The organism is Acinetobacter rudis, assembly GCF_031157835.1.
GTDB classification, from domain to species: Bacteria; Pseudomonadota; Gammaproteobacteria; order Pseudomonadales; family Moraxellaceae; genus Acinetobacter; species Acinetobacter rudis_A.
This window is the reverse complement of record NZ_JAVIDR010000001.1, coordinates 18,012-39,576: the sequence shown is the minus strand read 5'-3', so window position 1 is coordinate 39,576 and position 21,565 is coordinate 18,012. Positions and strand designations below refer to the sequence as shown.

Genomic DNA, 21,565 nt, shown 5'->3' with positions numbered 1-21,565 from the left:
TTTTGGATTTTACCCTGATGTTTTGAAATTTTTTCAAGACGGGTTTTAATCTGTTTTTTCAACGCTTTAGTCTGCTTAGACATGATGTTACTCCTTACTGGTTAAGTCCGTGATTTGATTTTTTTTAACAAATTCACGAATAAATTTTCTGAGTTCGCGTGCTGCACTGGTATCAAGTTCATCACAAAGACGAATAAATTGATCACGTTCAGCACTGTTAATGCGAATCAAGAGCTGACCATCTTTTTTATTCACCTTATTTTTTTTGGGTTGTTCAGTCATACAGAGATCTCCCGAATAAGGTGATTGCAAAAATGTATATACAATATATATGCAATATATATATAAAGCAAGTCCTTGTAAAATATTTATTTTTTATGCAGCGTAGAGGGATTGCGAAGTATAAAGAGCATGAAATAAAAAAAAGGGGTCAATCGAGCTCAAGTAAAGGGCTGTACTTGAGCCTGTCTATCCATGGTTATTTAGTGTTATGCATTTTAGCTATTGCTGCGTGTGTGTACGGGGAATAACATGTAAAAATCGTGAAATAGCGAGTCGTAACTGATTGAGATAACCCGTAAAATAATGATTTGCTCCTGGGAGCACCGTAATCAGGTGGCGTTGTGGTCTTGCCCATTTCAACAAATCTTCGAGTTTAGTAATTTGATCTAGCTCTCCATGAATGAGTAAGAGATCACCTTGTATGTTAGGTGTGTCATAACGTCTCAGTCCTGCAACTTCTACATCGGCAGTAGGTAACCCACATAGAATGAGTTGACGGGCTTTATTATGGTCAGTGAGCTGAGTGTGACATTTTGCAATGACATGAGCACCAAAGCTAAACCCTGCGGCATAAAACGCTAAATCTGGATGTTTCTGATGTAACTGTACAATCAGACCTAACATATCTTCAGTTTCACCAATACCATGGTCATGATCACCCTGGCTTTGGCCAACACCGCGAAAGTTAGGGCGATAGACAATACAGCCTTGTTCAACGAATAACTGAGCTAATAACGTAGGAACTTTATGCTGCGGAGTACCACCAACGAGAGGGTGAGGGTGGCATACCAATGCAAAACCACGTACTTCATTTTGAGGGTAGTCGACATAAGTTTCAATTTGACCAGCTGCGCCAGTAAAAAAAATGGTATCAGTCATACAGTTAAGTTTATTTCAGTAAAAAATCTGTTTTAGTTTAACGATTGTGCTGATTAAAAACATGAATTGGTATAAAAATATGTGTACTGTTATAGTGCTGAATAGATCATGAATATATAAGGACTACTATGCTTGCATTACTGTCTCCAGCCAAAACTTTAGATTATAGTTCAGCGTTGCCAACAGATGTTTTTACTCAACCACGGTTATTGGAACAGTCACAGAAGCTAATTGATAAAGCACAGCTGTTGTCTGCTTCGGAGATCATGAGCTTGATGACCGTGAGTGAAAAAATAGCACAGTTAAATGTAGAGCGTTTTCGAGATTGGCAAGCAGATTTTGATTTTTCTAATGCGCGTCAGGCAATTTTTGCATTCAAAGGGGATGTATACAGTGGCTTAGATGCCTATCATTTATCTGATACCGCAATTGAATTTTCTCAACAACACTTGCGTATGTTATCTGGTTTGTATGGTGTACTACGACCATTAGATTTGATGATGCCTTATCGTCTAGAAATGGGTATACGTCTTAAAAATGAACGTGGTACAAATCTATATCAGTTTTGGGGTGATCGAATTACTGAGGTAATTAATCAGGATTTAAAACAAGCTCAGTCTACACAACTGATTAATCTTGCTTCAGATGAATATTATAAAGCGGTAAATGAAGCTAAAATTCAGGCTGAAATTATAAAACCTGTCTTTTTGGATCAAAAAAATGGCAAGTATAAAATTATTAGTTTTTATGCGAAAAAGGCACGTGGTTTAATGGCTCGTTATATCGTGGAAAACCAGTTACAACATGCAGAGCAACTTAAAGATTTTAATCTTGAAGGGTATTATTATGATGCTGCCCAATCGACAGCTCAAAACATGGTTTTCTTACGTGATGAACAATAACAAAGTACAGTAAAGTTAAATAGCGAGAATAGAAAAGGCCATCAAGAGATGGCCTTTTGATCGAAAACGATCTTAGTGGTGATGACCACCAGCACCATGTACATGGCCGTGTTCAAGTTCTTCAGCAGAAGCATCACGGATTTCAACGATTTCAACTTGGAAAGTTAAATCTTGACCAGCAAGTGGGAAGTTAGCATCAACAATGATGTTTTCAGCTTCAACAGCTTTAACAGTAACGATTTGAACGCCATCATCAGATTGCGCTTGGAATTGCATGCCAGGTTCGATGTTGTCAACACCTTGGAACATTTGCTTAGGCACTTCCTGAACAAGATCAGGGTTGTATTCACCGTAACCTTCAGCAGCAGGAACGTTTACTGTGAATTTTTCACCAACAGTTTTGCCAGCCAAAGCTTTTTCTAAACCTGGGATGATATTACCTGCGCCATGCAAATAGGCTAGTGGTTCACCTTGAGATTGGTCAAGTGTCTCACCTTCAGCATTTGTTAGAGTGTAGTGGAAAGAAACTACATGGTTATTTGCAATTGCATCAGTCATTGTATTGATCCATTGAGTATTTAGGGGTATATCATAAAGTGAAAATTACAGCTTGTAGAATATTTCTATCAAAAAACACATTTTTAACAACAATATGATGATTGTTTGGACAATTGGGGCGGCATTGAAAATTTTCAATGCCGATTCTTAACTAAGACTAAATTCGTGTAACAAAATTTTATAACAATGCTTGGGCTTTATTTAACCTATTAAGCTAAAAAAGGAAATTTTTCTTGTAGCCATGCCCAAAAACGTTGATACCACGTACTTTCTTCAATATGAACTTGATCTTCAATATCAAAACTTTGTAATAATTGATCACCTTGATAAATATTCACTTGAGCAAGTTGCATTGTTTGATCTAAAGGCGCAGTTAAATCTTTCTGTTTTAAAGCAACATTCATATGTGTCACAACATCCATATTAGGTGCAATGGTTGTCATGAGACCTTGTGCATTCGCTTGCATTAATTTGTGTTGGTTTAAATCAAAGAGTCCAAGATCAATTGCGTTTGCTTGTGAGTAAAGACTGGTTGTCACAAGCTGACTTTGTTTAGTTTCTACTTTATACAGTTTGCTGGTTGCTTTGTTAACAGGGAGTTCAGCGATAAGTTGCTTGCCCTCAAGGCCTACTTGGTTGCGTGTGTAATAAAAAGCTAAATCAAGTAATCTATACGCCACTTCAGCGCGTTTTTCTGCGCTTTTAGTGCCCATGACTACAACCATTAAACGACGTTCAGCAAGACCTTGTTGGCTATTAGGACGATGTGCTGTTAGTGCTAGGTTATAGCCAGCAGCTTTAGTAAAACCTGTTTTCATGCCATCACTACTTGGATCGAGTTTAAGCACTAGATTTGTAGCATGGTGTTCTTTGTTTTTATAACTAAAGCTAGGTTGTTTAGAATAAGAAAGATATTCTGGAGTTTGTTTTACTATGGTTTCGCCTAATAACGCTAAGTCGTGTGCTGAGGAAAAATGTTGATCCATTGTAATCCCAGCCGGATTTGCAAAATGTGTGTTTTGCATTCCAATCGCTTTGGCTTCTTGGTTCATACGTTCAACAAAAGCAGGTAGGCTACCTGAAATTTTCTCTGCAAGACTAACCGCCGCATCATTGGCAGACATCACAATTAAGCCTGCTAAGAGTTGATCAACGCTAATTTTTTCTCCAGGTTTTAAAAACATCTGTGATTCATCAGGCTGAACAATACTAACAATCGGTGTCGCTGTAATGACCTCATTTACATTTAGACGGCCTGCTTTAATTTCTTTTAAAGCAATATAAGCTGTCATCATCTTTGTTAATGATGCTGGGGCACGCTGTGCATGACCATTATGTTCAGCAATGATTTGGCCTGTTTGTGTATCTAAAATAGTCCAAGATTCAGCTTCAACTGTTGCAGGGTTTATATTCAGCAAGTCTGCATGAATGAAGGTGGAAAAGCAGAAGCAACCAAGTGCGATGAGCGAATTAAAAAATTTCAAGCGGATACCTTTTCCACATAGGGGTAGAAACATAAAACAGACGGCATGCTATGCTTTTTTTGTTAACGTGACTAGTGTGTGATGTAGACAAACGCTACGAACAACGCATCACTTTGTAAAAAAATGCTACTCTATCCAACAACTTTCAGCGAAGCATATAGAAAATAATTTATGTTGCATTACCAAATTGAGTTTGATGATTATCGTCAACACCTAATCCATGTCTCATTGCGCTTTCTTGCTGATCCAACACAGGTACTTTGGCTACCAAGTTGGATACCTGGCAGTTATCTCATTCGTGAGTTTGCTAAACACATTGAATCGGTACGTGCTTTTGATGAAGATGGTCGTCAATTGGACATTGAAAAAATTTCCAAAAATCAGTGGCGTTTATTTAATACAGATCATGAATTGATTACAGTAGAGTATGATGTTTATGCCTATGATCTTTCAGTGCGTGGAGCATATGTTGATCAAACTCGCTTATATGTGAACCCTGCTTGTGTTTGCCTTGCTTTACAAGGTCAGGAACACAAAACCACAGAGCTAGAAGTCTTTTTACCTCCAGAGTTAACCCATTTTCAATTGGCAACAGGGCTTAAACATAAAAGCTTAGTGAAAGGGCGTTATACCTTATATGCCCAAGACTATATGCAATTAATTGATAGTCCCCTTGAGCTTGCTGAACAGACACGTTTTAGCTTTAGTGCACAGGGTATTGAGCATGAATTTGTTGTATCAGGCCAGCATCAAATGAATGCTGAGCGTATGCAACAGGATATTGAGAAAATTTGTACTACTGAAATTGCATTGTTCGGTTCGGCACCATTTGATCACTATGTTTTCATGACTATGGCAACACAAAATAGTTATGGAGGTTTAGAGCATCCAAATAGTACCAGTTTACTCACTCCTCGTGATGATTTGCCAAAACAAAATGAAGCGGCAGAACCATCTAGTGCTTATCAACGTTTTCTTGGTTTATGTAGCCATGAGTATTTTCATGCGTGGTTGGTGAAATTTATTCGACCAGAAAATTTTGTAAATTATGAATTAAAGCAGGAAAGTTATACCTCATTATTATGGATCTTTGAGGGTATAACGTCTTATTACGATGATTTAATTTTATATCGTAGTGGTGTAATTTCTCAGACTTCCTACTTGACGTTATTAAAAGCCCAGATAGACCGTTATTTACAGAATCCTGGACGTTTTATTCAATCTGTTGCTGAGTCTAGTTTTGATGCTTGGATTAAGTTTTATCGTCCAGACGAAAATTCTAATCAAGCAGGAACCAGTTATTACAATAAGGGCGCTTTGGTGGCGCTTTGTTTAGACTTGGGTTTACGTAGTCATGGTTCAAGTTTGGATGACTTATTACGATTGCTTTATCGTCGTGCCCAACAAGGGATTCAAGTCAATGAACGTACAATGTACGAGCTGTGTAAGGAGCTTACCGGCCAAGACTGGAGTGATCGTCTAAACTTCTTAATTAATCATACTGATGAGTTACCTTTAGAGCAGGTGTTACCTGAGTTTGGTTTGAGCTATCAGTTGAAACAAGATAAAGCTTTAGCACTAGGATTAAAGTTGCAACAAAAACCTGATGGTGTGCATGTGGTTCAGGCACGTCGAGAGGGGGTGGCAGCTCAGGCTGGTATTTCTGCGCTTGATGTGATTGTGGCTATTGATGGTTTAAAGGCGACTGAAGCAATGATGCTTGAAGTGGCTAAGCAAGGAAAGGCATGTCAAGTGCATGTATTTAGACGTGATGAGTTGTTAAGCTTTGAGTTTAAGAGCGATGAAACTGTTTTACCTGAAGTTGAACTTAAAGTGCTTGATCAGGAAAAGCTATCTGCTTGGTTAACACCGTGATTCAATAAGCACTGGAAAAATTAAAGACGAAGTTTAGGCTTCGTCTTTTTTTGGCACTTAGTCAGGAATAATCGCAATGCGTACCAAAACGGTATATGTATAAATTACTGAGTGGCTTTGCAGCTAAAAGTGAGTGTGGTTTGGTAGTCAGTATCTTTTTCTAGACTATTGTTTTTACCTACCATCGTGCCAATAACACCCGCTGCTGCTGTAATAAGTTGACCAGTTTGGTCACTAACAACGCCTTTAAGAGCACCGGTATATTCTGATTTTTCATCAATCACAACTGCTTGAGCCTTTTTCCCACAGGTGGTATTGGCTGCACTAATAGCGTTATTTCGAGCAATGATTTGAGTTTTACCTGTTCCTGTAACTTCATACTGGTTATTTTCTTTTTGAATTGCTAAACCTTGTGTTGGCTGGGTTGCGCATGCAGTTAAAACCATTGTTGCGATTAATGTAGAGCTAAGTGCTAATAATTTTTTCATCGTATTTCCTAGTAGTTAAAATAAATGAATTAATAATGATTGTTAAATATACTCTTTAATTGTATGCGATACATCTCAGAAAAATAAGAAGTTTCTTTTGTGGTTTTGTGAATTTTAAATATTTATTGCTGTAGTACAAAATGGTGGATGAGAGCTGTTGTATAAAAAACTGATGGCCCTGAAAGAGAGCTTGCTGTAAAAGAATCTGTTTGTGTTAAGCTAAATCGTATTGTTAATTCAGAGATATTGAGTGCTATGTCTGTATCGCCGTGTCAAATCGTTCACGATAATATTCATCAACGTCAATCTATTGGGCAGCTAATTGCACCTGCACCAAATAGTGAACAGTTGCAACGTGCTTTGCATGCAGCCTTAACTGCACCAGATCATCATCGCTTAAAACCTACACGTTTTATTGCAGTTGCAGCAGAGCAACGCCAAGCTTTTGGTGAATTGCTTGCTGAGTCAATGGTTGCAATGGGAGAGTCAGATCCTGCTCAAATTGAACGTGTAAAACAACATCCTTTTCGTGCACCAATGTTACTTTTGGCGGTAACTGATGTTCAGCAGCATCCTAAGGTGCCAGTATTTGAACAGCTATTGAGCAGTGGTGCAGCAATTGAAAATTTATTGTTATCTTTACATGCACAAGGTTTTGCTGCTATGTGGCGCAGTGGGCCCGTTGTTGAATCAACGCATTTAAAACAGTCACTTGGCTTAAAAGAACAAGATTTCATTTCTGGAATTATATATATTGGCACAGCAGCAAAAGAAATCGCTGCCCGTGCGCCAATTGATCCACAACTTTATCTCAGTTATTGGGGAAAATGATTGTTGTTTTGCAGTTTTAGTGCTGCAACTTTTAAGCAAAATAGCATAAACGAATGTTTTTAGGATAATGATAATGTCTGACATGTTTAAGGATTTGGTTGACCCTATTGTAGTTGATCGAAAAACTGCACTGCGCATAACTGTATTGGGTGGTGGTAGTTTTGGTACTGCAATGGCGAATACTGCTGTACGTAATGGCTGTGACACCAAAATCTGGATACGTGATGCTGCAGTTGCAGATGAAATTAACCGTACTCATATTAACCAACGTTATTTGCCTGATTTTACTTTAGAAGCAGGTTTAGTGGCTGAATCTGATTTAGAAATTGCTGTACGTGATCGAGATATTATTTTAGTCGCTATTCCAAGCCATTCATTTCGTGATGTATTGAAACAGATCAAACCGTTTATTACTGCTCAAGCTGTCATTTCCTTGACTAAGGGTATTGAAGCTAAAAGTTTCAGTTTTATGAGTGATATCATTCAGGAAGAGTTGCCAGAGGTCCCATTTGGTGTTCTTTCAGGCCCTAATCTAGCAAAAGAAATTATGGCAGGTATGCCAGCTGGAACGGTCATTGCGAGTGATTCAGAATTGGTTCGCTATGCGGTACAACAAGCATTACATAGTGCATTATTTCGCGTCTTTGCCAGTGATGACGTGCATGGGGTGGAATTGGGTGGTGCATTAAAAAATATTTATGCAGTTGCGATGGGAATTGCAGCAGCATATCAGGTTGGTGAAAATACCAAGAGTATGATTTTGACACGTGCATTGGCTGAAATGAGCCGTTTTGCAGTCAAACAAGGTGCAAACCCTCTCACTTTTTTAGGTCTTTCAGGGGTTGGTGATTTATTCGCCACATGTAATAGCCCTCTTAGTCGCAATTACCAAATGGGATTCGCTTTGGGCTCTGGTAAAAGTTTGGAACAAGCCAGTAAAGAGCTTGGGCAAACGGCAGAAGGCATTAATACCATCGTACAGGTCAATGCTCGAGCGAAACAATTAGATGTTTATATGCCTATTACCGAGGCGTTACATGCGGTGATCTTTGAAGGTGCGCCGCCTTTACAAATTGCCGTTGCATTAATGAAAAATGGACATCGCAGTGATGTTGAGTTTGTTTTACCTCATCATGCGGTATAAGTGAAATTTACATCTATTTGATTGCGATAGGGTGGTTCGTTTCACATTCTAGTTGAGTAACAGTAATTTGTGTAAAAATGAGGCTGATGTCGCTACAATTGTAACAAAGCCTCGTTATACTTAACGATAAATCAAAGAAGGAATATGAATGCAACTGACCCTTGTTCGGCATGGTGAAGCAGCACCTGCTCAAAATGGCAATGACCATAAGCGCCCACTTACTGAACGTGGGCAACAGCAAGCACAACAAACTGCACAATTTTTAAAACAACAATTGGCACCAGATGTATTTGTTGTTAGTCCGTTGTTACGTGCTCAACAAACTTTGGCATTTATTCAGGCTTATTTTCCTACTGTACCTGTATTAATCTGTGATAAGATCAAGCCCGATGATGCAGCAGAAGATGCTATCGCATGGTTAGAAAAACTACCTTTTGAACACATTTCTGTTGTGTGTCATATGAATGTGATTGGCCATATTGCTGCACAATTAACGGGAGAGCATTATCATCCCTTTGCTTTAGCTGAGGCTCGTATTTATCAGCAAGCAGTGATTGCCAATGGTTTATCTACTCAACAAAGTGTATTTATTCCAACAGCTTAAAATGAAAATAAAATTAATCAAGGTTAAAGCATAATTCATGTTGTATTTATGGATGCCCGAGGCCAACGGGGACTGGTATTGGTCGCGTGGCGAACAATGGATGCAAGCCACAAGTCTTGAACAGTTAATACAAGAATTGCAACTCGACAAGGGAATGGAAGCGGTTGTTTTTTTTCCTAGTCGAGAGGTTCAATTATTAGAACAGCGCTTGACGAAGTCGCAGTATAAACAACTCGGACCTACTGGTATTCGTTATTTACTCGAAGAGTATATTATTTCTTCTATTGATCAGATGAAGGTGTTTTCACATTTTCAAAGCCCTGATCAAGTCACTGTTTTAGGCGTTGCTCAGCATGCTGTGACGACGATGCAACATAGCCTAAGTCTCTTACCTTTAAAAATTATTGCTCTATTACCAGACTATTTATTATTACCCACACCAACAGTTGATCAAGTGGTTATCGCAAATATTCATGGTCGTTTATTGGTCCGTGAAACAGAGTATGTAGGTAATTCAGTAGATGATTTAGCACTTACATTAGAACTTTTAGATGCTGAAAAAACGATTTTGTATAGTCAATTGAGTGATTCGCAATTTGAAAGTTTGGCTGCAACAACAACCGCAGAGCGAAGACAAAGCTTTGATTATGTGTTTACTGTAAATAAACGTTTTAAACAGCATCCATTTAATGTATTGCCAAAACAAAAAGATAAAGATCAAAAGTGGTCAGGTTACTGGAAAGCAAGTGCTGTCTTGTTTTTGGTACTGTTATTGACCCAGTTTAGTTATGACGTTTTACGCTGGGTAAAGTTGAAAAAACTAGGTGATGAAACAGCTATTATGGCATTGGATCAGTATCGGTCATGGTTTGGTCAGACTCGAAGTGTCAATGAGCATAATCTTAAAGAGCAATTTTCAAAAAAATTAGAGCAAAGTCAGAATGCTAATACTCAGGCTTTACAATTAATTAGTCGAGTTGGTCCTATTTTGATGCAGCAAAGAATTGTTGCGAATCGGGTTGTTTATGATGGCACAGGGTTAAATATGGATCTTGTTGGCCAATCATCTGAAACATTGCAAGCTTTGGTAAAACAGTTAAATCAACAAGGTTTTAAAGCGAAGCTTGGAAATATACAGACTCAAGGCGAGTCAGTGATTGGTGCGGTGAATATACAATAATGAAAGACTTCAGTGCTATTCAAAACAAAATTGATCAGATGTTTGATCGTATTAATGAGTATTTAGATCGACTCACAGTTCGTGAGCGAATTATGGTGATTGTAGCAGGTATTGTAATCATTGTTGCTTCAATAGGTTCTGCACTGTGGTATATGCATTTAGCTGCAGAAAATCAAAATAAGCGTTTGGTCGAACTAAAAGAAACCATGGTTTGGATGCAAAGCAATGTGGAAAGTATGAAACCTGCAGATGATTTGGCATTAAGTACAACAGATAAGGTACAACGTGTTGCTCAACAACAAGGACTTTCGGTTGCCACTCAACAGCAAGGTGAGCGTGCTTTTCAGTTAACGGCACAACATGAAAACTATGCTGTTTTAGCTAATTTTTTAACGCAGATTGCACAAATGGGAGTGAGTGTCGATCAGTTAGATATGCAAAAGCAGGAGAGTCAGATCAAATTAACAGCAGTGATTCATTAAGTCTTTAAAATAAACCTTGTGTAAGCATGGCGTTTTTTGGGGGCTATGACTATACTATTGGCGACTTTAAAGCAGTAGACAGACAAAAATATGTTGTATTCTCTCGCTCGCCCGTTATTGTTTTCTATGGACCCAGAGCGTGCACATGAGCTCAGCTTATCGATGCTGAAAACTGCACATAAAATGGGCATGATGCAACAGAAGATTGCAGCCAATCCAGTGAGTTGTATGGGAATTGAATTTCCAAACCCTGTAGGTCTTGCAGCAGGTCTAGATAAAAATGGTGCATACATTGATGCACTTTCAGGTATGGGCTTCGGGTTTATTGAAGTGGGTACAGTGACTCCTCGCCCACAATCTGGGAATGAAAAGCCAAGACTATTTCGTTTAGCGCAGTCAAAAGCCATTATTAACCGTATGGGATTTAATAATGATGGTGTAGATCAACTTGTTGCAAATGTTAAGGCTGCAAAATTTAAAGGGGTCTTGGGTATTAATATTGGCAAAAATGCCGATACTCCAGTAGAAAATGCGACTTCAGACTATTTGATTTGTCTTGAAAAAGTTTATAACTACGCCTCATATGTAACCGTTAATATCTCTTCTCCAAATACTAAGAACTTACGTAGTTTACAAAGTGGTCATGCATTGACTGAATTGCTTGAGAGCCTAAAAGCAAAACAATTGGAATTGGCAGAGCAATATCAGCATTATGTCCCAATGGTGCTTAAAGTTGCACCAGACCTAAGCGCTACAGATATTGATTTTATTGCTTCACAGTTGATTCAATTTAAGATCGATGGCCTAATTGTTACAAATACAACTTTATCTCGAGAGGGTGTTGAAGGTCAGCCACACGCTGATGAAGCAGGTGGTTTATCTGGTGCACCTGTTTTTGAAAAGAGCACAGCTTGTCTTAAAGCATTTGCGCCACGTTTAAAAGGTAAAGTTGCTTTAATTGGTGTTGGAGGCATTGTTGCTGCTGAACATGCAGTGGCGAAGCAACAAGCTGGTGCACAGTTAGTACAGTTATATAGTGGTTTAATTTATACTGGTCCTGAGTTGGTTAAGGAATGTGCTGAAGCATTGGCCCACTAATTGCCTATGAATGGATTAGATATCGCCATATTACTGATTTTGCTCATGGGAGGGCTAAACGGTTTGCGCCAAGGATTTGTTAAGGCTTTAGCAAATTTGCTGGGGTGGGTCTTGGCACTCATTTTAGCTGCTAAATATGCAGTAACCGTAGCACCTGCAATGTCAGTTTTGAGTATGGATCCTGTCGTACAAAAAATTGCGGCTTTTGCTGTGATTATTTTGTTCGTTGTCGTGTTATCTTGGATTCTGAGTACTTTTCTAGATAGTTTATTGAAAACTTTAAAGCTTGGACCGCTAAACCGCCTAGCAGGAGGTCTGTTTGGTGGGGTTAAAGGGTTGCTTATCGTACTGATCACGATGCAAGGTTTAGGGCCTTGGGTCGAAAGTTCACCTTACTGGAGACAGTCTAAGCTGGTACAAAGTTTATTGCCATATGCACCATTGGCAACAGAATTGAGTAAGAATGTAGCGAATCAGGCTTTGAATGAAATTAAGCCTGCGTCATCAAATACCGAAAGTGACCGTAATCGTACTGATACAACTGTACAAGCTACAGAACAGACGAATAATGGCACAAAAAATCCGTTTTATTAATCCGAGCTGGTCTGCGAGGTAGCTATGTGTGGAGTCGTTGGTATAGCAGGTAAATCACCTGTCAACCAAATGTTATTTGATGCTTTAACGATGTTACAACATCGGGGACAGGATGCAGCCGGCATTGTAACTTGTCACAATGGCAGATTATTTTTGCGTAAAGATAATGGTATGGTGCGTGATGTATTTCATACTCGTCATATGCGCGCATTACTTGGCAACTATGGTATTGGCCATGTGCGTTATCCGACAGCAGGTTCATCAAGCAGTGCCGAAGCGCAGCCATTTTATGTGAACTCTCCTTATGGTATTACCTTGGCGCACAATGGTAACTTGACCAATGCAGCGGAAATCCACGAAGATTTATTTAGTTCTGATCTTCGACACATGAATACTGACTCTGATTCAGAAGTATTACTCAACGTTTTTGCACATGAACTACAAAAGCGTGCCACTTTACACCCACAACCTGAAGATATCTTCCATACGGTTGGTCGTGTACATGAGCGTTGTAAAGGTGCTTATGGTGTAGTTGCAATGATTACAGGTCATGGTTTGGTAGGTTTTCGAGATCCGAATGGTATTCGTCCATTGGTTTATGGTTCTCGCCAAACTGAAACGGGCCAAACAGAATATATTATCGCCTCAGAATCTGTTGCAATTACAGCACTTGGTTTTAAAGTTGAGCGTGATATTGCACCAGGTGAAGCAATTTATATTAATGCAGATGGTGAACTATTCAGCCAGCAATGCGCAGCTGAATCTCGTTATCGCCCATGTATTTTTGAATATGTATATTTTGCTCGTCCAGATGCAACAATAGACGGTATTTCTGTGTATAAAGCTCGCTTAAAAATGGGTGAGAAATTAGCACATAAAATATTGGCTGAATGGGGTGAACAACACGAAATCGATGTTGTGATTCCAATTCCAGATACAAGTCGAACTTCTGCATTGGAGTTGGCTAATACGTTGGGAATTAAATTCCGTGAAGGCTTCATGAAGAATCGATATATTGGTCGAACCTTTATTATGCCTGGTCAACAGCAACGTAAAAAATCAGTTCGTCAAAAGTTGAACCCTGTTGAACTTGAGTTCAAAGGTAAGAATGTACTTTTGGTAGATGATTCGATTGTACGTGGTACAACGTGTAATGAAATTATTCAAATGGCACGAGATGCTGGTGCGAAAAAAGTATTTTTTGCATCTGCTGCACCAATGGTGAAATATCCAAACGTTTATGGTATTGATATGCCAGCGAAAGCTGAGCTTATTGCATCAAACCGTAACGTAGAAGAAATTCGCGATATCATTGAGGCGGATCGTCTTATATTCCAAGACCTTGAAGATCTTAAAAATGCGGTTCGTACTGATAAAGTACCTACGGTCACTGAGTTTGATTGTTCTGTATTTGATGGTATCTATGTGACAGGTGATATTGATGTAGACTATCTAGATCGCTTGGAAAAAAGTCGCAGTGATTCGGCTAAAAAAGACAAAGATGGTTATATTGATGTGAATATTGATGCGGCATCAGTTGATTTGACTGGGATTAAAGAATCTTGAGTTAAATTGGCTTAATTTTATATTGTTGCAAGCAAAATGAAAAAAGTGGGTTGTTCCCACTTTTTTCATTTATGATAGGGAGCAGAAATAATAGGGGCGCTTTACATTGAAAAATGTGGGTTATTATCTAAAAAATCATAAGAAAATTTTTTGGTCAGTCAGTATGAGTTTGCTGGCCATGTTACTGACGATTTTTATTTTAAATACTATTTTGGGTTTGTTGGTCTATTATTTTGATCAAAGCCAAAATATTTTATGGCACAGTTTAAGCCCTTACTTATTGGTGTTATTAATCTCGATTATTGGTTGGTCTGTACTCTATGAGCTTTATGTCTTTCGTGCTGGTGGACATTCTTTAGCTAAACAATTACGTGCTCGTCGCTTGAATAAATTAGAAAGTACACCCGAAGAGCATACAGCTTTAGAGTTGGTGGAACGTTTGGCGCAACGTTTTTTTATTGAAGTTCCTGCTGTTTATGTCTTGCCTGATGAAATTGGAGTAAATGCATTAACTGCGGGGTTTTATACTAAAAATACAGTCATAATTCTGACTTGGGGTGCATTACAAAATTTAGATGAAACAGAATTATATGGACTTCTCGCGCATGAGTTTAATCAGATTTTAACTGGAGAGGCAACGGAAAATACCCGACTAAAAATTTTATATAGTGGATTAACCAGTTTTAGTCAGTGGGGAAGCAAGATTGCAAAACAGGGTTTTAAACAGGCTTCAGCACATTCGCGTCATAAGTTTGAGACTGCTTTCGTTGTTGTTGGTGGTTTGATTTGGTTGACAGGTAGTATGGGAGTCTTAAATACTCGTCTTATTAAGTACTTAACTTTGCGTGGGCGAACCTTTGATAATGACTATCAAACAAAACAATTATCATCACATCAAGCTAATATTCAAACGCTATTAAGAATTTATGTACACCATGCGGGTTCTCAAATCCATAGCGAGTATTCTGAGGCAATTGCCCATATGTGTTTTGCAAACTCTTTGGGTCCGCAAAGCTGGTTGAATATTCATCCAAGTATTGAAGCACGTTTGTATGAGCTGAATCCCACGTTATTACAAGATTTACAGCTAGAAAATTTGACTAAAATTAGTAGTAAAACATGGTTAAGTTTAATGCATGTTTTAGATGAAAGTAGTGGGGAAAGCTATAACCCTTGGTTGGCACCACAACCTTTACCATTACTGCGTTTATCACCAATTAGTTTTGCTATTAAAGATGCAATCAAACCTTTAAATAGCGATATTCGTAAACAAATGCAGCGTCCAGAACTCATTATACGAGCGCTCCAGACCTCAAGCGGTTCAAGAGAGTTGATGGTCGCAATTTTAATGATTCGGCAGTATCGTGAATTTATACCCGTTGGTGCTGAAGTGAGTAGAGCAATTATTGATGCTTTACTCAATATAGATGGTCGATTACATATTCAAATTTTTCATGATGCATGTGAGAGATTGGGAAATATTCCAGCCACAATCTCGCGCCAATTTTTGACTAAACTGGCTAAAATTATTCAAGAAGATGGTGAAATTGGTTTATTGGATGCTTTGTTGTTGGAGCGCGTGAAGGCACAGTTAAATTTACTACCTATGCATACACCGACCTCATTGGAAAATGTGAAGCCTCAGATTGTAAGATTAATTGATGCTTTGTTACACGTTCAACAAATTAATAGTGCGAATCAAATGGATGTGCGTGAACGCATATTAAAAAAAGTATTGAACGAGGAAGAACTGGAACTTTATGAGGTTATTTCTGATGAGCCTATAGATTTAGGTGAAATCTTAAATGATATAAGTGGACTATTGTTGCGTGATCGACTGAGTATATTAGGTGTTGCTGAAATTTGTTTGTGGAATGATCGTATCATTACTCAAGATGAGCTTGATGTATTGGCACTACTGTATTGGCGATTGGGTTTTGAGCATCGTCAAATTGTTGAAGAGATGCAAAAGAAAAATAGTATGATGATTATATAATTTGATTGCAGTGAATTAGTCGAATATTAAAAAAACGTCTATCTAGATTAGCATGAGTAATTCAGTCCAACTCAGGTTAGAATAGCTGGGTTTTAAGAAGACGTTTTAATTATTGGTAGGGTGTTGATTTTTTATGGATGTACATGCTTTAGCGCAACAACGACAGATGTTGGCATACATGGGAATTGACCTATGGGTAGCTAAAGATCAATCTCATCTAAAAACTATAGAAAATGTACTTTATCGCGATTCCGTGGTTGATCAACATCATTCTTCTATTGCTATAAACTTACCGAATTTGCAACAAGTTGTAGAGCACCGTGATTTAAATGCAAAGCATGTTATTTCTGAACCAGAAAAAGTAGTTCCAAGTCCGAATGTTGTAAAGGACGTGCCAGAAACTTCGCTCGAATTAGAACAAGTATTGGTTGTTGAGGATGAACAGCTTGTTGTAGAGGCATTTGAGTTGCAGGCAGTGGTGTTTGCACGGCATATTTTAGTTCTGGATAGTACACAATTGAATGCTGAGCAACAGACGTTGTTATCTAATATTCAGGCTTCGCAATCAGGTCAAAGTTATCAATTAAAATGGCCTTTTGCGCTAGTGCATTTGCAAGATGGCCGAGGTGTTAGTGCTTATGTTGCTGGCTTTTTAGCAGCATTGCAGCAAGAACAAAGCATTGTTGCTTTAGGGCAGCTTCCTATCACGCTAAGTAAACAACTTCTAATAATGCCAAGTCTGCAAGAAATGTTAGATCAGCCTTTACTGAAACGAAAACTTTGGCATGTGATGCAGGGAAATTGATTTCCTTAAATGGCATTATCCTTAGTGCTTTGATTCTATTCTATTGAATAATTAGATATTTTATTTTGGCTTGCAAGCAGTGTATTTTGCGGTATGTTGGTATTTGAAACAATAATGATTTAAAAGTACAGGGAAAAGTGATGAAACAGAAAGTAGTTGTGTTTAGTCAAATTGATGCTGAAATTTTACAACGCTTACAACAAGATTATGATGTGGTTGTAATTAATCCTAAATTAGGAGATGTGCAAGCACAAATTCAGGAAGCAGTTGTGGATGCGGATGGCATGATTGGCGCTGGACGAGTACTAAATGCAAGTCATCTTCAATCTGCAAAACATTTAAAAGTAATTTCTTCTGTTAGTGTGGGCTATGATAACTATGATGTAGATTACCTCAGTAAACAAGGCATCTGGTTAGCACATACACCACATGTTTTAACTGAAACCACAGCAGATTTAGCATTTACACTTTTAATGAGTGCAGCAAAACAAGTAACACGGTTAGATAAGTGGACTAAACAAGGCCACTGGCAACGTACAGTTGGTTCTGACCAGTTTGGACAAGAAATTTTTGGTCGTACCTTAGGTGTTGTGGGCTTAGGTAATATTGGTCAGGCAATTGCACGTCGTGCATTTCATGGTTTCAATATGAATATTTTATATCATGGCCGTCAACAACGCCCTGAACGTGCAGCAGCTTTAAATGCGCGTTATTGTAGTTTAAATGAATTGTTGCAACAGTCTGATTTTGTGGTGTTAGCTGTTGATTTAAATGCTGATTCTAATCAATTAATAGATGCAGCTGCTTTGGCTCAAATGCAAAAACATGCAGTTTTAGTGAATATTTCACGTGGGTCAGTATTGGATGAGACTGCATTGCGAGATGCTATTTTGCAGCGAACTATTTTTGCAGCGGGTCTTGATGTTTATCGACATGAGCCATTAAAACAGAGTGATCTATTTGATTTGGATTATATTGTGACTTTGCCCCATGTGGGTTCTGCGACAGCACAGACACGTAAAAAGATGGCTGAGCTAGCCTATCAGCAATTGGTTGATGCATTGGCAGGTCATCAACCTCGCTATTTGGTAAATAGCCAGTCACTCTGAAAGAAGAACAAGCTTGCCAATACGAGTATGGGATTGTGGAAGTTTAAATTAAGGTGATTTAACGCTACTAAGAACATGCTTGCACTTTGACAGGAGTGTCTAAGGGTAGGAATTACTCCTGTTTTAGGTGGAGGATACTAAGTGCTAAAAACGATATTCATAATGCGATTGAATGGTGCATTATTGTCGTTCAGCTTAATCCTAATATGTTGATATTAATTACATTATAGAACATTGTTTCTGTGTAACTGATTTCATTTTCAATGGTATAGTGAATACAGTTCGTTTTAGAGTGTATGACTTGAAGAAAACTATACTCAGCATAGCATTGTGTTTTACTACTTCTGCACATTCAGCTCAAATTTTTACTCAAAATAATAGTGCACCTCAATTGGAGATTCCAGATATTAGTGGGGGTGTCGGTTTAATTGATCAACAAAAAGAAAAAATGATTGGTGAAAAGGTTTTTCGTCAAGTACAACGACAAATGCCAATATTGCGTGATCCGTGGCTAGAGGATCAATTCATGCTGGTATTTTCCAATTTATTGAGCCAAGCAGAGCTGGGGAAACCCATTGCACTTGTAGTGGTGAATGATTCACAGATCAATGCTTTTGCTGTACCTGGTGGACTTTTTGCTTTAAATACTGGACTAGTGACTTCTGCTCGTAATATGGATGAAATAGTAGGAGTAATGGCACATGAGATTGCACATGTTAAGCAGCGCCATTACAGTCGCTCACAAGAAGCATTTAAAGGGCAAGGTTTATTGGCATTGGCAGGATTAATTGCTGGTGCTGCTTTGGCTGCAAAATCAGATGGTGATGTCGGTGGTGCTGTGATGATGGGTACTCAGGCAGCTCTGATGGATCGACAGCTCAATTATAGTCGTAATCAAGAGCGAGAAGCAGATCGTATTGGTATGAACTTTATGGGTGGGGCAGGTTATAACCCACAAGCGATGGCTGATTTTTTTGAGACAATGAACCGTGCTACCAGTCGAGTAAGCTTTTTACCTGATTTTTGGCTTACACATCCATTGACAACTGAGCGTATGAGTGAGGCACGTTTACGTGCTAACCAAATGCCAAAAGTTCCTTATAGTAATCAGTTGGGTGAATTTGAAGTCATTAAATGGTATACCGCTGTTATGAGTGGTCAGGCAGCAGAAACTCAATTACAGATATTAGCCAAACAAAATAATTTTGCTGGTACATTGGCGCTTGCACGTTTTTATTTAAAGCAAGGTGATTATAAGCTGGCACAACAACAAGTTGATCGTGCTAAATTAATCAATGCGCAACATAACTTAGTTGTATTACTGCAAACTGATATTTATTTGGGACAAAACAAACTCGATGAGGCTGAAAAAACGGTATTAGCAAGACAGCGCGTTATTCCCGAAAATCGAGCATTGAATTTTAAATTGGCAGAAGTTTATATTCGACAAGGAAAAGCGACTGCAGCTGAGCGTTTGGTGAATCCATTTATACGCAAAAGTGACAATGATATTATTGCGTGGAAATTAATGCAGCAAGCAGCCAATATTGATCAGGAAAATCCAATGCGCGCAATTAATGTATTGCGTTATCGTGCAGAGGCTGAATATTGGTCTGGTTTAGAAGAAAGTGCAATTAAGTCACTGCTTCATGCTCAACGCTTGAGTAAAGATAATCAAGCAATGAGTGCAAAAATTGATGATCGATTAAAAACGATGCAGTATGAGAGACAGTTAAAGATTTAACTATTAACTTAGGCGTGCTTTGATTTTTGCTGATACTTCAGCAGGATCGGCACGTCCGGCTATGATCGGACGTAGAGAATTCATCACCTTACCCATATCTTTCATGCTAGTAGCTTGTTGAGCTGTAATTGTTTGCTCAATCAAAGAATCAAGTTCTTCCTCAGTCATAGCTGCTGGTAGAAACTGAGAGATAATCTCAATTTCGGCTTGTTCAATACTAGCGAGGTCTTGTCGGTCTGCAGCACTAAATGCTTTGACTGACTCTTTACGTTGTTTGATTTGTTTTTCAATGACCGCAAGGACTTGATTATCATCAAGTTCGATACGATCATCGACTTCAATTTGCTTGATGGCTGCTTGCAGACTACGAATTACCTTGACTACAGCCATTTCTTTGGCTCGCATGGATGTTTTAAGTACATCAGTAATCTGGTTTTTTAGCGTCGTCATCATTTATTCCAAGCAGTCAATCACAAATTAATTAGTAAAGGCGAGTTGTACGTACAGATTCACGCGCCAATTTCTTTTGGTAACGTTTAACTGCAGCAGCTTTTTTGCGTTTACGTTCTTGAGTTGGTTTCTCATAAAATTCACGTTTACGAACGTCAGCTAAGACACCCGCTTTTTCACATGAACGTTTGAAACGACGGATAGCTACGTCAACTGGTTCGCCTTCTTTCAATTTAACTTGTGGCATGAAGAATCCTCATAGTTTATGGATAAGATCAACACATAATTGTGTTAGATCACAAGTGAAGGACAGTATTTTACTCATTTACATCTCATATCACAAGTCTATAATAAGCGGCGCATTAATTTGGAATAGGAAATAGGCAAAAACATGATTGTTCTCGGCTTAGAAACATCTTGTGATGAAACCGGTTTGGCCCTGTATGACAGTGAGTTAGGGTTACGAGGACAAGTGTTATACAGTCAAATTAAATTGCATGCGGAATACGGTGGTGTTGTACCTGAACTGGCATCACGCGATCATGTTCGTAAGATGATTCCATTGTTGAATGAATTATTAGAACAAAGTCAAATAGATAAGAAACAAATTGATGCAGTTGCTTATACTCGTGGCCCTGGTTTAATGGGGGCATTGATGACCGGTGCATTGTTTGGTCGAACTTTGGCCTATGCACTAGATGTACCCGCATTGGGTGTTCACCATATGGAAGGCCATATGTTAGCACCTTTGTTATCAGCAACTCCTCCACAGTTTCCCTTTGTTGCCTTATTAGTCTCTGGTGGACATACTCAATTAATGGCTGCTTATGCAATTGGGGAATATGAGATTTTAGGTGAATCAATTGATGATGCAGCAGGTGAAGCGTTTGATAAGGTCGCTAAAATGCTTGCTTTGCCGTATCCAGGTGGGCCGAATATTTCAAAACTAGCTGAACAAGGTGATGCAACTGCATTTGATTTTCCTCGTCCTATGTTACACCAAGGTTTAGATTTTTCTTTTAGTGGGTTAAAAACAGCAGTCTCAGTACAACTGAAAAAGCCAGAAGCATTGGGACGTGATGCTGATATTGCTGCCTCATTCCAAGAAGCTCTGGTCGATACTCTTGTTAAAAAATCTGTAAAAGCTTTAAAACAAACTGGGCTCAAACAGTTGGTTATTGCTGGTGGGGTAAGTGCAAACAAACGTTTGCGTGAACGACTAGAGCAGGATTTAAAGAAAATTCGAGCAGAGGTCTATTATGCAGAGCCTGCACTTTGTACCGATAATGGTGCAATGATTGCTTTTGCAGGTTATCAACGTTTAAAAGCTGGGCAAAAGGATGGTTTATCTGTATCTACGACACCACGCTGGCCAATGACAGAATTAACACGACCAACAGAAGATTAGGAAAATAGGATTGAAAAAGCTCAGTGTTTTTGCTTATGGGAGAGATGAACACTGAGCGATTAACTATTTTAGTGGGAAGAGATGCA

22 protein-coding genes are annotated in these 21,565 nt (G+C 38.6%); 15 read left to right on the top strand and 7 right to left on the bottom strand.

Annotated elements, in window-relative coordinates; translation table 11 throughout:
• Window positions 1–87: 87 nt before the first annotated feature.
• Window positions 88–282, bottom strand: coding sequence for a hypothetical protein (locus tag RFH42_RS00185; RefSeq protein ID WP_016656888.1), 195 nt, complete (start codon window positions 280–282; stop codon window positions 88–90).
• A gap of 219 nt (window positions 283–501) precedes the next feature.
• Window positions 502–1,161, bottom strand: a complete 660-nt coding sequence (locus RFH42_RS00180; RefSeq protein ID WP_308973524.1) for an alpha/beta hydrolase — start codon at window positions 1,159–1,161, stop codon at window positions 502–504.
• Window positions 1,162–1,289: 128 nt separating this feature from the next.
• Here RFH42_RS00180 and yaaA point away from each other — a divergent pair, with 128 nt between their 5' ends.
• Window positions 1,290–2,063: a peroxide stress protein YaaA gene (gene yaaA / locus RFH42_RS00175; protein WP_308973523.1), complete on the top strand. Its 774-nt coding sequence runs from the start codon at window positions 1,290–1,292 to the stop codon at window positions 2,061–2,063.
• 72 nt (window positions 2,064–2,135) lie between these two features.
• Here yaaA and RFH42_RS00170 read toward each other — a convergent pair whose 3' ends face one another.
• Together RFH42_RS00170 and RFH42_RS00165 are read right to left on the bottom strand one after the other, a co-directional pair.
• Window positions 2,136–2,621: an FKBP-type peptidyl-prolyl cis-trans isomerase gene (locus RFH42_RS00170; protein WP_308973522.1), complete on the bottom strand. Its 486-nt coding sequence runs from the start codon at window positions 2,619–2,621 to the stop codon at window positions 2,136–2,138.
• Window positions 2,622–2,830: 209 nt separating this feature from the next.
• Window positions 2,831–4,105, bottom strand: a complete 1,275-nt coding sequence (locus RFH42_RS00165; protein ID WP_308973521.1) for a D-alanyl-D-alanine carboxypeptidase family protein — start codon at window positions 4,103–4,105, stop codon at window positions 2,831–2,833.
• Between the two features lie 171 nt (window positions 4,106–4,276).
• Between RFH42_RS00165 and RFH42_RS00160 the strand changes: the two genes are divergently transcribed.
• Complete coding sequence (locus RFH42_RS00160) at window positions 4,277–5,980, top strand: M61 family metallopeptidase (RefSeq protein WP_308973520.1); 1,704 nt, start codon at window positions 4,277–4,279, stop codon at window positions 5,978–5,980.
• 104 nt (window positions 5,981–6,084) lie between these two features.
• Here RFH42_RS00160 and RFH42_RS00155 read toward each other — a convergent pair whose 3' ends face one another.
• A complete protein-coding gene (locus RFH42_RS00155) occupies window positions 6,085–6,468 on the bottom strand; it encodes a hypothetical protein (protein ID WP_308973519.1) in 384 nt (127 codons plus the stop codon).
• Window positions 6,469–6,723: 255 nt separating this feature from the next.
• Here RFH42_RS00155 and RFH42_RS00150 point away from each other — a divergent pair, with 255 nt between their 5' ends.
• The 12 genes from RFH42_RS00150 (at window position 6,724) to RFH42_RS00095 (ending at window position 19,621) form a co-directional block, all read left to right on the top strand.
• Window positions 6,724–7,299 (top strand): nitroreductase family protein, encoded by a 576-nt coding sequence (locus tag RFH42_RS00150; protein WP_308973518.1) that lies wholly within the window; start codon window positions 6,724–6,726, stop codon window positions 7,297–7,299.
• A 73-nt stretch (window positions 7,300–7,372) separates the two neighbouring features.
• Window positions 7,373–8,443 carry an NAD(P)H-dependent glycerol-3-phosphate dehydrogenase gene (locus RFH42_RS00145; protein ID WP_308973517.1) on the top strand — a complete coding sequence of 357 codons (1,071 nt, stop codon included), beginning with the start codon at window positions 7,373–7,375 and terminating at the stop codon, window positions 8,441–8,443.
• 148 nt (window positions 8,444–8,591) lie between these two features.
• On the top strand, window positions 8,592–9,047 hold the full coding sequence (sixA, locus tag RFH42_RS00140) for a phosphohistidine phosphatase SixA (RefSeq protein WP_308973516.1): 456 nt from the start codon (window positions 8,592–8,594) through the stop codon (window positions 9,045–9,047).
• Window positions 9,048–9,084: 37 nt separating this feature from the next.
• The gene (gene gspL, locus RFH42_RS00135) at window positions 9,085–10,227 is read left to right on the top strand and encodes a type II secretion system protein GspL (RefSeq protein ID WP_308973515.1); all 1,143 of its coding nucleotides are present in this window, start codon (window positions 9,085–9,087) and stop codon (window positions 10,225–10,227) included.
• The gene (gene gspM / locus RFH42_RS00130; protein ID WP_308973514.1) at window positions 10,227–10,709 is read left to right on the top strand and encodes a type II secretion system protein GspM; all 483 of its coding nucleotides are present in this window, start codon (window positions 10,227–10,229) and stop codon (window positions 10,707–10,709) included. Before gspL ends, gspM begins: the two co-directional genes overlap by 1 nt.
• Before the next feature lie 90 nt (window positions 10,710–10,799).
• Complete coding sequence (locus tag RFH42_RS00125; protein WP_308973513.1) at window positions 10,800–11,807, top strand: quinone-dependent dihydroorotate dehydrogenase; 1,008 nt, start codon at window positions 10,800–10,802, stop codon at window positions 11,805–11,807.
• Between the two features lie 6 nt (window positions 11,808–11,813).
• The gene (locus RFH42_RS00120) at window positions 11,814–12,401 is read left to right on the top strand and encodes a CvpA family protein (protein ID WP_308973512.1); all 588 of its coding nucleotides are present in this window, start codon (window positions 11,814–11,816) and stop codon (window positions 12,399–12,401) included.
• A gap of 24 nt (window positions 12,402–12,425) precedes the next feature.
• The gene (purF, locus tag RFH42_RS00115; protein WP_308973511.1) at window positions 12,426–13,967 is read left to right on the top strand and encodes an amidophosphoribosyltransferase; all 1,542 of its coding nucleotides are present in this window, start codon (window positions 12,426–12,428) and stop codon (window positions 13,965–13,967) included.
• A gap of 106 nt (window positions 13,968–14,073) precedes the next feature.
• Entirely contained in the window at window positions 14,074–15,963 is a 1,890-nt protein-coding gene (locus RFH42_RS00110) for a M48 family metalloprotease (protein WP_308973510.1), read from the top strand.
• Between the two features lie 133 nt (window positions 15,964–16,096).
• Window positions 16,097–16,768 carry a hypothetical protein gene (locus tag RFH42_RS00105; protein WP_308973509.1) on the top strand — a complete coding sequence of 224 codons (672 nt, stop codon included), beginning with the start codon at window positions 16,097–16,099 and terminating at the stop codon, window positions 16,766–16,768.
• Window positions 16,769–16,908: 140 nt separating this feature from the next.
• Entirely contained in the window at window positions 16,909–17,877 is a 969-nt protein-coding gene (locus RFH42_RS00100; protein ID WP_308973508.1) for a 2-hydroxyacid dehydrogenase, read from the top strand.
• A gap of 301 nt (window positions 17,878–18,178) precedes the next feature.
• Window positions 18,179–19,621 carry a M48 family metalloprotease gene (locus RFH42_RS00095; RefSeq protein WP_374990796.1) on the top strand — a complete coding sequence of 481 codons (1,443 nt, stop codon included), beginning with the start codon at window positions 18,179–18,181 and terminating at the stop codon, window positions 19,619–19,621.
• Between the two features lie 3 nt (window positions 19,622–19,624).
• Here the strand turns inward: RFH42_RS00095 and RFH42_RS00090 are convergent, their stop codons facing one another.
• Together RFH42_RS00090 and rpsU are read right to left on the bottom strand one after the other, a co-directional pair.
• The gene (locus tag RFH42_RS00090; RefSeq protein ID WP_016656868.1) at window positions 19,625–20,071 is read right to left on the bottom strand and encodes a GatB/YqeY domain-containing protein; all 447 of its coding nucleotides are present in this window, start codon (window positions 20,069–20,071) and stop codon (window positions 19,625–19,627) included.
• 31 nt (window positions 20,072–20,102) lie between these two features.
• Window positions 20,103–20,318, bottom strand: coding sequence for a 30S ribosomal protein S21 (gene rpsU / locus RFH42_RS00085; protein ID WP_001136722.1), 216 nt, complete (start codon window positions 20,316–20,318; stop codon window positions 20,103–20,105).
• A 144-nt stretch (window positions 20,319–20,462) separates the two neighbouring features.
• Here rpsU and tsaD point away from each other — a divergent pair, with 144 nt between their 5' ends.
• Window positions 20,463–21,479: a tRNA (adenosine(37)-N6)-threonylcarbamoyltransferase complex transferase subunit TsaD gene (gene tsaD, locus RFH42_RS00080; protein WP_308973507.1), complete on the top strand. Its 1,017-nt coding sequence runs from the start codon at window positions 20,463–20,465 to the stop codon at window positions 21,477–21,479.
• Window positions 21,480–21,565: the final 86 nt, after the last annotated feature.